Origin of the sequence: Mycobacterium sp. (assembly GCF_049608025.1) — a bacterium.
Lineage (GTDB): Bacteria > Actinomycetota > Actinomycetes > Mycobacteriales > Mycobacteriaceae > Mycobacterium.
In genome coordinates, this window is record NZ_JBMYXC010000011.1 from 25,163 (window position 1) to 37,805 (window position 12,643).

A 12,643-nucleotide genomic window follows, 5' to 3' on the forward strand; every position below is an offset into this window, starting at 1 on the left:
CGCTCACCTCCGCGCGCTGTCGGCCTCTGGCAGCCGCTGCTCGACCCACTGCCAGTCGATTCGCTCCTGCTCGAGACGCACCCCTTGACCCAACCCGTCCCCGACGAGTTCGGAATAGAGGTCCTGCTCGTCAGGCGTCAATCGGGTGAGTGCCGACTGGGCCGGACGGCCTTCGGTCACCCAACGGTCGCGATGGGCGAGCAGCGTCTCGCGGTCCATCAGCACCGAGCGTGCTCGGGGGAGCCACGCCCGCAACCGGTCGAGGATGGCGAATCCGTGGGTGTCGATGTCTCCCCAGTAGACAACGTCGGATTCAGCCAACCATCGCAGCCGGCCTACGCTGTCGACGTCGAAGCCCTTCCCCCAGATCACTACACCGCCTTCGGGGACCTCGACGCACAGGTAGCTGATCTCGTTCTCCACGATGACTGCCACTCGTGGTTCGACCGAGAGCTGCGCCAACTCCTCTGCACGCACCGCCAACTCGGTGAGCGGAGCCGGGAAGCCCAGCGAGGGCGCGGGCCGCAGCCGAACCAATGCGGGCTTCGATCGCAGGCCAAGGCCGGCCAGAAATCCTGAGCCCGTCGACGAAACTCCAAGCATCGCCGCCAGGACCCCTCGGTGCCGCTCAGCGAACTTGGTGTCAACACCGGGTGCACTGATCTGGCGCAGATACCGATGCGATTGCCGATGATTGTCGAGCCAAACGTAGGCGGCAATCAGCTGCGACATCTCGGGTGCCAGTTCGAGCGCGCGATGCGGATGGGCGATGAGCCAGTCGCGAACCTGTGGATGTTGATGTGCGAGAGCCAGGATCTCATCGAAGCGACGGACCGAAACCGTCACGCCCAGCAGCGCCCACGCCTGCTCGATCGTGGACACCACCGCGCGGATGGGCAGCCGGTTGCGACCGATCTGTCTGCCGCCGATCGGCTGCCACTGCAGGGCGTATCGGCTGTCGTTGCGACGGCCGGCGTCCAGAGCCGCAACCCACTCGCGGGCGGCGGTAATATCGTCTCCGACCTGCGACGGTTTGGGGCCACGAAGTGGGACCTCGATCGAACAGAATGGATCACCGTTGGCGTAGGCCCGCAACAGTGATCCGTCGGCCCACCGGCGTTTGACCTTGGCGGCAATGTCAGCTGAGGTGGTCCAACCGGCACTCACGGCCGCGGTCCGTCACGCCGAGTCCGGTACTCCTCAATCGTCATCGTCTGGATGCGGGAACACGTTCCGGTCGGATTGTCGACGAATCCGATCGCTTTCACATACGGCTCGATGACATGAACCTTCTGCAATGGCGTGACGATGAGGAGTTGCAACCCGAGCGTCGCGAAGAGTTCCAGCGCGTAGCGCGTCGAGACATCCGAGCCGCGTCCAAATGCCTCATCGATGACCGCGAACCGGAAGTCTCGGGATCGCTCAACACCCCACTCGAGCCCGAACTGGTACGCCAGCGATGCCGCGAGAATCGTGTAGGCGAGCTTCTCTTTCTGACCACCTGACTTGCCGTCTGAATCGCTGTAATGCTCCCACTCAGCATCGGTTTCGACGTCACGCTCGGAGGCGGAGAACATGAACCAGTTGCGCACGTCGGTGACCCGTCGAGTCCAGGTCTTGTCGGATTCGGCGTAGCCGTCACGGCCGCGGAAGCGTTCGATGATCCGCTTGACGTCGAGGAAGCGTTGCTCGGAGTACTGGTCGCCATCGACGGCCAGACTGTCATTGGTCAGGTTGCGCAGATCTGAACGGAACTGCGCAACATCCTGATTGGTGGTTTGCTCCTTCTCCAGTCGGATGAAGCGACCCGGGTTGTAGGGCACCGCACCCAGCGCTTCGTTGATGCGATCGACGCGCTCGTCGATGGCAGAGGCCTGCCGGTTGAGCCAGTTGTTGAACCCTGCCAACTCTTGGATGGCGTTCTTGTTGAGCTGATCCTTGAACTCGCTCTCGAAACGCGGGAGGTCGTCAGTGGCCACGCGGTCCCGGAACGCCAGGAAGTCGCGGCGGGCCTCGACGCTGGCATCCATGTCCGCACGAAGCTCGGGCCACTGCCGCAGGACCTCCAGCATGTACTGGCCCAGGCGCTGCCCATAGCCGCCGAGTTCCCTGGTCAGGCGCTCGATACGCCGATGAAGTTCGGCCGCCAGCGCCGTCTCGGTCTCGGCGCAGTCGACTGCTCGCACCGGACGCTTCACCCCAAGGCGCTCGTCGAGGGCCGGGTAGGACTTGCGGGCGGCGGTCAGCTGGTGTTCCGGCTGCGCTGCGACGAACTCGTCGTCTCGCTGTTTGTCCTGCTCTGCGCGCTTCGCCGCCGCGGCCGTGGTGGCCAGCTTGCCGGTGAGTTTCTCGATCAATTCCGCCACCGAAGTACCGCGCTCGGCGTTGTGGGCGAGGGCCAGCGCGATCTCCTCCAGGCGCGATGAGCCCGCCAGTAGCCGAACACGTTCGGCGTCATGGTTGTTGGCGCGCGATTCGGCCTCGTCACCATCGAGTTCGATCCAGGATTGGAATCCGTCCAGCCGAGCAAGCGCTTCCAGGTGAGCCTGCAGCGCATCCCGATTCGCCATAAGCGTCGCCAGCTCGGCGGCAACCGTCTCCAGCTCTGCCTCAAGCTCGGCGAGCTCCGTGCGGAGCGCGGCAAGCTTTCGTTCGTTGGCCCAGCCGAGGACCCAACGGCGGGGGTCGTCGATCCGATGCCGGTCGTCCTTCTCGTGGCGTTCGCCGGAACGCACCTGACCCTGGCGGGTGACGGCCCGCCGCTGGCTGCGGAACTCCTCAAGGGTTGACGCGCATCGGTGGTCGGCCCGCTTCGTGAGCTCGTCGAGGAGGTACTCGCGGAACGCCCCGTCCTTGATTTCGAGGCAGTCAGCGAGCAAAAGCCCTTCATACCCAGGCGATTGGAGCCGGACGCGTTGTCGGGAAACCCGCTCGTAGACCAGCTTGGCTCCGATCGTCCGGCCACCGCGACCATGGAAGGTGAGGCGTCGGCTGTTCACCCATCCGGCGACGGCGTCGTAGTGCTGCTGCGGCACTAGTAACGAGAGGGCGAACCCACGCAGGACCCGTTCTGAGGCGCCCCGCCAATCGGAGTGCTCATCGCTGACGTCAAGGAGTTCGCCGGCATAGGGCAGGGTTTCGGGCGTCAGCTCAAGGGCCGCACACAACTCTGCGCGCACCTCGACCTGTTCGACGGGCAGGTTGCTGGTGCGTTGCTCCAGGCTCGCGAGCTCTTCAGTGATGTTGTCGCACTTGCGTTGCAACTCTTTCTCGCGTCCGATCGCGTCAGCGCTGGCTGCATCGAGGGCTCGCTTCTCGGTGGCGAGCCGCGGGCGCTCGGCGGCGGCCAGCGCGGACAGTGCGGCGAAGTCCGCTCCACCGGTAACCGGCTCCAGGCCGGCGTCGCAGACGGCCGCGTCGAACAACGTCCGGGTATGACGGCGCTTTTCGGCCTGCGCTCGGGCCTCGCGGGCGAGTCGTTCCAACTCACCAATACGATCCCCGCCCGCCTTGGCACGCTCCTCGATGAGAGATTCGCGTTCGTTGTTGAGTTCCTGCTGCGCGGCTTTGGCGGTGTCCTGTTCCTTCCAATAGCCCAAGCCCTCGGCCTCAAGCGCAGCGAGCTCATCGGCAAGCAGCCGGGAGCGAAGCTCGGCGATGAAGAGCCGGACGGCTGATCGCTCGTGCTCCAGGGTGTCGCGCTCAGCGAGCGCGGTGTCGTACTTCGCCGCGGTAGCCACGATGGGTTCAAGTGCTTCGAGCTGCTCGCGGGCCCGCTTGACGGCATCGTGGGCCTTGGTCAGGTCGTCGAAATGGGCAATGATGTCCCGCACGCGCGCGGTCGAATCGCTCGGTTCGAGCATATGGTCGCGCACGAAGTCGTTGAGGTTGCCGACCGACTTCATAGAGACGGTCTGGTGGAACAGCTCGAGGGCCTGCTCTGATCGGATGCCGAGCAGCCGGCGCAGCGAGGTTGCGTACTTAGGGAACTCATCGAAAAGCTCTGCCCCGGCGCCGCGCAGCCGCTTGCGCAGATCGCGCAGGTCAGTGCCGAAGTCGGCAAAGTCTGTCGCTATCGTCAACGCTTTGGTTGCGGTGACGAAGAAGCGGTAGGGCTGGCCGCTGCTCTCGCGCTGCTGGAAGACCTGGGCCAGGGTGACCGTCTCGTTGTAGCCGTGGTTGGTGAAGACCCCAAGCACGACGGAATATGTCTTTCGTTTCTCGCGCAGTCCTTTGGGTCGGGACTTTCCGGTGGCCTCAACTCGCTCGGACTTGTAGTGGCCCTCAACGTAGGAGCGCAGGGTGCGTTCCCTGGCCTCGGCACCGGCGGCCTTGTTGTAGGCGGCTTTGTGCGATGGCATCAGCAACGTGGTGAGCGCATCTACGACGGTCGACTTGCCCGAGCCGATGTCGCCGGTCAGCAACGCGGTCTCGGTGTCGGGAGTGAAGCGCCAAACCTGGGTGTCGAACGTGCCCCAGTTCAAGACCTCCGCATATTGCAGCCGGTAGCCAGCCCCTTCTTCACTCATCGCCGGCCGCCGTTCCCGCGTAATCCCGCAACTTCCCCGCAAAGTCGGACAGCGTCTGGGCGTCAACGTAAGCCTTGAGAATTCGCCGTACTTCCCAATGCTCACTTTGACCGCGTAGCTGCCGCAGGAAGCCGAGTTCTGCCACCTTCTTGATCGTCGCCTCCGCCTGGTCCACGACTCGCGCGTCATTGGTGGACTCGGCCTGAAAGAGCCTCAGTAGCTCAACGATCTGGTCGGTGGTGAGGACCAGTCTGCCCTCACCCCCGGTCGTCTCAAACTCGACGAGCCGCTTGCGCAGTAACACCAGCAGCAGGCTGACGTTGTAGGTCAGCGCCCGCCGGCGCACCAGACGCGGGAGAGCCTCATCACCATCTTCGGATGGCCGGGACCGGAGGTAGGCGTAGCCCTCCGCATCGTCGACGACCACGTCGACACCGATGGTGGCGAAGTGGTCTCGGACACCGGCGCCCAAGCGTTCCAGCGTCAGCCAGGCGTCCTCATCGGACTCGCGGTAGACGACACCTTGCATCAACCGGATGATGGTGCTGGCGACGGCGTGTTCGTTGCTCATCGTCGTCGCACCGTTACTTTCGGCAGCCTCGCCCGCTTGGTGATGTCCGGGTCGGCAGGGTCGGTGTATTCCAGCAGAGTCTCATCGGTTTCGTCCATGTCGACCGTCACGTCTTCGTCGTTCAGGGCGAGGTAGCCGACGATCTCTGCCGCACCATGCTCGATGGGGTACATCGTGATGACGTCGGACAAGAGCGCCAAGGAGCGCTCAGGCAGAACGGTGCGGATGATCTCGACCAGGCGTGCTTGATCGACGAAGGTCTGAGTGAAGAGCAGGTCACTGTCGACCTCCTCGGTCGCCGCGACAATCTGGCTCTCGACCGCTACTGCCACCGGCGGTTGGTATAGCGGACGCTCGAACGGGAGCGTGATCTCGATCCCCGGCTGATCGACGTTGAGCCCCACGGCCGGTGGGTTGTCGCGCAGCTCAATCGCGGCGCTCTCCACTGCCCGGACCAGGTCGAGAACGCGCCGGTTCTCCAGCCAGACCTGATCGTCGAGGAAAAGGCGCAGTTGTTCGGATATCTGCCGGACGGTGCGCTGCGCACGATCGGCGGCTTCAGACCAGTCGTGGTGGATGCCCCGAATCCGATGATCGGCTTCGATTGTGTCAAGGGTTGACACCTTGGCGAGCAGTTCGGTGAGCTCGTCCTGGCGCGACTCCGAGAGCAGGAAGTCGTAGAACGACTGGAAGCTGCGACCTTGGTCCGAGCCGGCGATCTCGGAGCGGCTGCCGACCAACTCGGCAAGCAGTTCGCCTTTGGATCCATCCCAGGCTGCAATTTTCTCTCGCGCCGCACGGTCGAGGAGCCGGAAGTTCTCTTCAACCTCGCGAAAGTCCGAGAGCAGTTCCCGCGCGGTCGTGGAGAGCTGCTGGTAACGGTCGCGGACTCCGGTCGCGTCCAGGACGGCAACGACGCCGGCCTCGACGGCCACGATCTCGGCATCGAGTTCGTCGCGGCGGCGGTGCAGCTCGGCCAGCCGGACGGTGGGTTCGACTTCGGTTCCGTGCACGATCTGGCGTAGCAGCTCCACCACGGTGTGCAGCCTGGACTCGGTTCCCACAAAGGACCTGCCTTTGAGGGTCATCACCCACGCATAAGCCTTCTCGAACGCCGGCGTGACCTCGTAGTGCACTTCGTCGTCGCCAGCGGGGTAGAACCGCCGCAGATACGCGGTGCTGTTGGCCGCCCAGTCTTCCAAATAGGATCGCGGATCCTTCGGGAACCGTGGCTCCCCGCCCTCGGTGGGGGTCTCGATGTTCAAGGCATACAGGTGGTCGTCCAACGCAGCCGCAAGCTCACTGGCTGAGCACGCGCCTCGGTTGCCCTCGACGAAGAACGCCCCGAGGAACGAGAGGATCAGCGTGGCGTTACCGGCACGCAGCAGTCGCCAAGCGGGATGCTTCTCCCGCAGCGCGTTGATCGCCAAATAATCCACAAGCAGAGCGTAGGCAAGCCCACCGACATCGCATCCGGCGCTCCCGGAAAGGCCCCTGGAAAGTGGGTGCAGCCGCTCGGCGAGTGTGGGCCTCAATCCGCCCGAACGGTGCGCCGGATGTCTTTCGTCAGCAGCACGAAGTGAAGGTCGAAGGTGGGGCTCGGCTCGAACTCGGGTACGAGATGCAGGTGGAAGTTGCGTGCGTCAGTGGACTCGGCGTGGACGAGCAGGCCGCGACAGCCGATGTCATCAGAGAGCTCACCGAGTCGCACGAAGACGTCGTGAAGCATCCCGGCTCCAAGACCCGCACGTCCGTGGTCGATAGCTACGCCGAGTCGAGCCAGGAGAGCTACCGGTTGGGGATCGCGGCCAGCGCCGTTGCGTACGCGGCGGGGGATTGCGTCGGCGTGGAGCTGGGCCATGCACCAGGCGTAATAGGCGGCGACACGGCTGCTTTGGCCCTCGGTAACCGAAAATACTCGCGTGGTACCGACCGCGCCTGCTTGACGCGCGTAACGGCGCAGCTACTCGGTCTGCTCCGATGAGCGGCACCGGAAGTCGGCTAGGTCGTGATGATCAGCAAGCAACTCGGGCGATCGGTACGTGCTGCTCACTCGCTGAACGGCGACGGACGTTTCATCAGAGCCCGCAGTCCCGGCAGATCGCGGGCCGGTCGCGCGTTGAGGGCTTCCCACTGCCCCGTAGCCGGACCCAAAATTCACAGCTGTCACGAAGGCAAGCGACCCTGGCCGAAAGGAACATGATGTCGCGGCTATCCCCCATTGTCGGTCGCCTCCTATATACAGTTCGGTTCAGTTCCGCACGCGCAGAGATGAGGCAGCACCGTGATCACCGGCGAGTTGAAGAGCAAGGTCGACCGGGTCTGGGATGCGTTCTGGTCCGGCGGCATCTCCAATCCGATCGAGGTGATCGAGCAGATCACCTACCTGCTGTTCATTCGCCGCCTCGATGACCTGAACACGCTGGCCGAGAAGAAGGCCCGCGTCACCGGCAAGGCTGAGGGCATTCTGTTCGGCCCGGACCAGCAGAATCTGCGCTGGAGGACCCTCAAGGACGACGAGCCGGGCGTCATGTTCGAAGCCATCGGGCAGCAGGTGTTCCCGTATCTGCGCGCGCTGGGCGGTGACGGCTCAACCTATTCCGAACACATGAAGGATGCCCGGTTCACCATCCCCAGCCCCGCGCTGCTATCGCGGGTGGTCGACATGATCGACGACATCCCGATGGCCGACCGGGATACCAACGGCGACCTGTACGAATACCTACTCTCCAAGATCGCCAGCGCCGGAGTCAACGGACAGTTCCGCACACCACGGCACATCATCGCCGCGATGGTTTCGATGATGGATCCGCAACCCGCCGATGAGATCTGCGATCCAGCCTGCGGTACCGCCGGGTTCCTGGTCGCCGCCTCTGAGCACGTGCGTGAGCACCATCCGTCGGTGCTGACGGACGCGGCGCAGCGAAAGCATTTCCACAACAGCATGTTCCATGGATTCGACTTCGACTCCACGATGTTGCGCATCGGCAGCATGAACATGCTGATGCACGGTATCGAGTCACCCGATATCCGCTATCGGGACTCACTGTCGGAGGGCGCCAGCGAGGATGCCGAGGGGTACACGCTGATCCTGGCGAACCCGCCATTCGCCGGCTCGCTGGATTATGAGTCCACGGCCAAGGACCTGCAGCGAATGGTCAAGACCAAGAAGACCGAACTACTCTTCGTGGCACTGTTTTTGAGGCTGCTCAAGCCAGGTGGGCGGGCGGCGGTGATCGTGCCCGACGGCGTGCTGTTCGGATCATCCAAAGCGCACAAAGAACTTCGGCGCACGCTTGTCGAAGATCAGAAGCTCGACGGTGTGGTCAAGCTACCGTCGGGGGTGTTCAAGCCATATGCGGGGGTGTCCACAGCGATCCTGTTCTTCACCAAAACCAACTCCGGCGGCACCGATCAGGTGTGGTTCTACGACGTTGGTGCCGACGGCTTCTCGTTGGATGACAAGCGCAATCCCATTGAGACAAATGATCTTCCGGATGTGCTGACGCGGTGGACTCAACGCGACTCTACCGAGCTGGAACGGGCCCGCACCGAGCAATCTTTCTGCGTGCCGATAGCTGACATCGTCGCCCAAGGCTATGACCTGTCGCTGAACCGGTACAAAGAGATCGTGCACGACGAGATCGAGCATCGGCCACCGCTGGAGATCATCGCTGACATCGAGAAATTGGAGGGCGAGATCGCCGACGGGCTGGCGGAGCTGAAGGCAATGCTGTCGTGAAGTGGCCGACCGCCGCGCTGTCGGAGATCGCCGAGGTACGTCTCGGTCGACAACGCTCACCGAAGAACCATTCGGGACCAAATAATCGAAAGTATCTGCGCGCCGCAAATATTGGTTGGAGCGGACTCAAACTCGACGACGTCAAGATTATGAACTTCACCGACTCCGAGATGGCGATATACAGACTCCAAGCCGGGGATCTCCTGTTGAACGAAGCGTCAGGTTCCCCTTCTGAGGTTGGCAAGCCTGCCATCTGGATGGGAGAAATCGAGGACTGCGCGTTCCAGAACACCCTTCTCAGAGTGCGGCCGGGGACCAAGGTCGATCCGCGCTACCTATTGCAGTATCTCCGACAGCAAGCCTCAAGCGCCGCCTTTGCTCGCGGATCCCGTGGTGTTGGCATTCACCATCTGGGCCGAGAGGCGCTTGCAAAGTGGCCGGTTCCCTTGCCCCCGCTCTCCGAGCAGTGCCGTATCGCCGCGATCCTGGACCACGCCGACGAGTTGCGTACCAAACGTAGAGAGTCAGCGGCAATGTACAACAGCCTTGTCGACGCAATGTTCGTAGATATGTTTGGGGATCCTGATATCGCCGCCGCCTCGGGCACCTCAGTGCGCCTCCGAGACGTTGCCGATCTTCAAGGAGGCAAGAATTTGGTCGCCGACGATGAGACGTCTGCATCGAAGTTCCGGGTTCTCAAGATCAGTGCCGTCACAACGGGGAAATTCAAGATGCATGAATCCAAGCCCCTCCCGGTCGGATACGTACCTCCCGCAGAGCATCTCGTACAGAAGGGTGACCTGCTGATCAGTCGGGCGAATACGGCAAAGCTTGTGGGCGCGGTCGCGTACGTGGATGGGGAATCGCAGTCGCTCGCTCTCCCGGACAAGATCTGGCGTTTCGTCTGGCATGACACTGAATCTGTTCCGCTCTACTACCGGTCGCTATTCCATTCCGCACCACTCCGCCGTCGAATGTCCATGCTTGCGACCGGCACCGGTGGATCAATGAAGAACATCTCGAAGGCCAAACTCTTGGACCTTCGAGTGCCATTGGTGGCAACGGCCGAGCAACGCGAGTTCGCGCGCCGGCTCTCCGCGATCCCTCGGCCGTCACCCATGGAGTTCGACGAACTCTTCGCTTCCCTCCAATCCCGCGCCTTCCGAGGCGAACTCTGAATGTCCTTCGCTGTGATCGATTTCGAGACAACGGGTTTGGCCCCCGAGCGCGCGGCCCGGGTGGTTGAAGTCGGCGTCGCCTTGACCGACAGCGACGGGCACGTCGAGCGTGAGTGGACCACTTTGCTCAAGACCCCTGCCGCGATGTCGGAGCATCGCGAATGCACGGAATCATAGCGGGTGACGTACTTGATGCTCCCCACTTCGCCCACATCAGCGACTACCTGCTGTCACTGTTGTGCGGGCGCGTCGCGGTCGCGCACGACGCCTCCTTCGGTATGCCTTTTCTGCACCGCGAGCCGGAACTGCCTCATTACGACGTCGCCGACCGCCCAAAGGCTCTGTGCTGCATGAAATGGGCGCGCCGCACCATCGGTGCCGCGAAACTCGCACATTGCTGCGAAGCCTTCGGCATTTCACTCAACGACGCCCACTCGGCACTGGATGACGCTCGCGCTACCGCGGCACTGTCGCCGCACCTCATCAGCTGATGCTGCGCCGCCCCTGAGCGGAAGGAAGACCTGCGGTGCAGCGCCCGCTTCTCATGGCTGACACCCGTCGGGCAATCATCGAAGGCCGTGGCGGTACATCGGGGACAGGCGCCGCCTGATCCGTATGGATTGCTGCGGTCGGTGCTTCAAGCTGCGTGGGTCCCTGGTGTCACCGAGGACGAAGCCGCCTATCTGCTGGTGTTGGACAACGCGCTGCTGGACCGGTCGATCTCCCGGCCCGAGGGCAGACAACTCGTCGTCGCCGCCGAAGCCGCCGGACTTGCCCGAGCCACCGTCGGCCCGCCTGCACCACGACTATCTGCGCGCAGTAGCGGTGGAGGCGCTGTCCGACGGCGTTGTCACCGACGACGAGCGCGAGGACCTCATAGGCATCGCGAACGGGTTCGGCCTGGGCATTCCCTACGTCGAGGAATCCCTCGCGTGGGCATCCGCCAACGCCGTCAACGCCAAAGGCCAAGCGGGTCGCCTCGCACTGCAACCCGGGGACCGAGTCGTATTCGCCGAGGCGACCAGACGCAGCCGCGACAAGTGGGGCGCCGCCATCTGTGCGGCCGGGTTGGTCTCCGGCGGAATCACCAAATCCACCCGACTGCTGGTGGCGGCCGACTCGCTGAGCGGCAAGGCCGCCAAAGCTCGACAGCTTGCTGTCCCGATTGTCGGAGAAGAGGCGTTCGAGCGCATGTTCAGCCAGTACCAGAACTCCCGGAGTGGAGGATGACTCACCCGGCTGTTCACGCTCGTGCGCACCGAGAAATCGATCAATTCAATTCGATGACACGCGGGTGATCAAGAAGGCGACATGTTCTATCGATGCAATGCATACTCGATCAATGTCATACAAGTGCTTATAGAGTGACATTGTGGACCTGTCCATGTTCGTAAACCGCACTTCCGGCTCGCTGGTCGCGATCACCGGCAGTGACCCGAACACGGGAGATTGGCGCTATTCGGCGTTCGTTCCAGCTCCACTACCTGCGACGATGCCCGACCTGACGAATCGCACCTTCCTTGCGGTGGCGGCTGCCCGTGCGGCACTGGCAGCCCTGGACAGCACCGCCCGGCAACTTCCGAATCCGACCATGCTGCGAATGCCCGCACTCCGCCGGGAGGCGCAAAGCACCTCCGCGCTGGAAGGAACCTATGCCCCGCTAGCGTCTGTGTTCACTGCCGACGAGGACGAACCCAACAGCACCGAACTGACCGAAATTCTGAACTACGTCCGGATGGCTGACTACGGTTTCGGTTGGCTCGCCGAGGGTCGGCCAATTACCATTTCTCTGCTCGAGGACCTGCAGGGCCGGCTCATGCGCGGTACAGCTTGGGAGACACAGTCCGGTTCGGTGCGAACCACGCAGGTGGTAATCGGACGACGTCGGGAGGCCCAACCCAATCTGGCCGCAGTGCATGCGGCCCGCTTCATTCCTCCGCCCCCGGGTGACCATCTCATGACTGGCATCCGCGAACTGGTGCAGTGGATTCAGGCAGACCATTCGCATGCGGTTGATCCCGTCGTGGCCGCCGCGATGGCGCACTACCAGTTCGAGACGCTGCATCCCTTCCACGATGGCAACGGTCGGATCGGTCGACTGCTGGTCGTGATGCACCTGCTCCAAACCGGGGTACTCACCGAACCGACGCTCACCGTCTCCCCGTGGTTCGAGGCTCGTCGCACCGAATACTACGAGCACCTGCTGACTGTGAGCACAGCGGGTGACTGGGACTCCCTCATCAGATTCTTTGCCGCAGGGTTGCGGGATGCGGCCGACAGCACCCGCGAGCAGATGCTCAAACTCGTTGCAGTGCAGAATGAACTGAAAGACATCGTCCGGTCCTCACCCCTTCGGGCGGACAGCGCGCACACGCTGGTCGACTTCGCCGTCGCCAACCCGTCGTTCTCCGTTCGAGGGGTCGAGTCTGGATTGGCCATCTCCTACGGCAGGGCCAATAAGCTGGTGAGCCAGCTCGTCGAGCTTGGGGTCCTCGATGTTATCGATCCCCATGCCTACAAACGCCGATTTTTTGCACCGCGGGTGCTCGGCGTGCTCACAGGGGACACACATGGGTAACTTCGACTTCTGCACAGTGCCGACACTGCAAGATGGAACATCGAA

Annotated in this window: 11 protein-coding genes; 6 read left to right on the forward strand and 5 right to left on the reverse strand. The window is 63.1% G+C overall.

Annotated elements, in window-relative coordinates; genetic code table 11:
• Window positions 1-3: 3 nt before the first annotated feature.
• The 5 genes from ACPGXI_RS05965 to ACPGXI_RS05985 form a co-directional block, all read right to left on the reverse strand.
• Complete coding sequence (locus ACPGXI_RS05965) at window positions 4-1,167, reverse strand: Wadjet anti-phage system protein JetD domain-containing protein (protein ID WP_526650807.1); 1,164 nt, start codon at window positions 1,165-1,167, stop codon at window positions 4-6.
• Window positions 1,164-4,529 carry an ATP-binding protein gene (locus ACPGXI_RS05970; RefSeq protein ID WP_526650809.1) on the reverse strand — a complete coding sequence of 1,122 codons (3,366 nt, stop codon included), beginning with the start codon at window positions 4,527-4,529 and terminating at the stop codon, window positions 1,164-1,166. The genes ACPGXI_RS05965 and ACPGXI_RS05970 overlap by 4 nt, the downstream gene beginning before the upstream one ends.
• Window positions 4,522-5,100 (reverse strand): DUF4194 domain-containing protein, encoded by a 579-nt coding sequence (locus ACPGXI_RS05975; RefSeq protein ID WP_526650811.1) that lies wholly within the window; start codon window positions 5,098-5,100, stop codon window positions 4,522-4,524. The genes ACPGXI_RS05970 and ACPGXI_RS05975 overlap by 8 nt, the downstream gene beginning before the upstream one ends.
• Window positions 5,097-6,539: a DUF3375 family protein gene (locus ACPGXI_RS05980; RefSeq protein WP_526650813.1), complete on the reverse strand. Its 1,443-nt coding sequence runs from the start codon at window positions 6,537-6,539 to the stop codon at window positions 5,097-5,099. Before ACPGXI_RS05980 ends, ACPGXI_RS05975 begins: the two co-directional genes overlap by 4 nt.
• Before the next feature lie 92 nt (window positions 6,540-6,631).
• Window positions 6,632-6,961 carry a hypothetical protein gene (locus ACPGXI_RS05985; protein WP_526650815.1) on the reverse strand — a complete coding sequence of 110 codons (330 nt, stop codon included), beginning with the start codon at window positions 6,959-6,961 and terminating at the stop codon, window positions 6,632-6,634.
• Window positions 6,962-7,384: 423 nt separating this feature from the next.
• Here ACPGXI_RS05985 and ACPGXI_RS05990 point away from each other — a divergent pair, with 423 nt between their 5' ends.
• From ACPGXI_RS05990 to ACPGXI_RS06015, 6 genes are all read left to right on the forward strand, one after another.
• On the forward strand, window positions 7,385-8,842 hold the full coding sequence (locus ACPGXI_RS05990; RefSeq protein ID WP_526650817.1) for an HsdM family class I SAM-dependent methyltransferase: 1,458 nt from the start codon (window positions 7,385-7,387) through the stop codon (window positions 8,840-8,842).
• Window positions 8,839-10,020 (forward strand): restriction endonuclease subunit S, encoded by a 1,182-nt coding sequence (locus ACPGXI_RS05995; protein WP_526650819.1) that lies wholly within the window; start codon window positions 8,839-8,841, stop codon window positions 10,018-10,020. Before ACPGXI_RS05990 ends, ACPGXI_RS05995 begins: the two co-directional genes overlap by 4 nt.
• The gene (locus ACPGXI_RS06000; protein ID WP_526650821.1) at window positions 10,021-10,197 is read left to right on the forward strand and encodes a hypothetical protein; all 177 of its coding nucleotides are present in this window, start codon (window positions 10,021-10,023) and stop codon (window positions 10,195-10,197) included.
• Window positions 10,182-10,511: a 3'-5' exonuclease gene (locus ACPGXI_RS06005; RefSeq protein ID WP_526650823.1), complete on the forward strand. Its 330-nt coding sequence runs from the start codon at window positions 10,182-10,184 to the stop codon at window positions 10,509-10,511. Before ACPGXI_RS06000 ends, ACPGXI_RS06005 begins: the two co-directional genes overlap by 16 nt.
• Before the next feature lie 280 nt (window positions 10,512-10,791).
• Complete coding sequence (locus tag ACPGXI_RS06010) at window positions 10,792-11,250, forward strand: hypothetical protein (RefSeq protein ID WP_526650825.1); 459 nt, start codon at window positions 10,792-10,794, stop codon at window positions 11,248-11,250.
• A gap of 142 nt (window positions 11,251-11,392) precedes the next feature.
• On the forward strand, window positions 11,393-12,598 hold the full coding sequence (locus tag ACPGXI_RS06015) for a Fic family protein (RefSeq protein WP_526650827.1): 1,206 nt from the start codon (window positions 11,393-11,395) through the stop codon (window positions 12,596-12,598).
• Window positions 12,599-12,643: the final 45 nt, after the last annotated feature.

Bases quoted from the DNA above. Each gene is read 5' to 3' on its own strand.
- ACPGXI_RS05970 (WP_526650809.1), bottom strand. From the start codon at position 4,529: ATGAGTGAAGAAGGGGCTGGCTACCGGCTGCAATATGCGGAGGTCTTG.
- ACPGXI_RS05975 (WP_526650811.1), bottom strand. From the start codon at position 5,100: ATGAGCAACGAACACGCCGTCGCCAGCACCATCATCCGGTTGATGCAA.
- ACPGXI_RS05985 (WP_526650815.1), bottom strand. From the start codon at position 6,961: ATGGCCCAGCTCCACGCCGACGCAATCCCCCGCCGCGTACGCAACGGC.
- ACPGXI_RS06000 (WP_526650821.1), top strand. From the start codon at position 10,021: ATGTCCTTCGCTGTGATCGATTTCGAGACAACGGGTTTGGCCCCCGAG.
- ACPGXI_RS06005 (WP_526650823.1), top strand. From the start codon at position 10,182: ATGCACGGAATCATAGCGGGTGACGTACTTGATGCTCCCCACTTCGCC.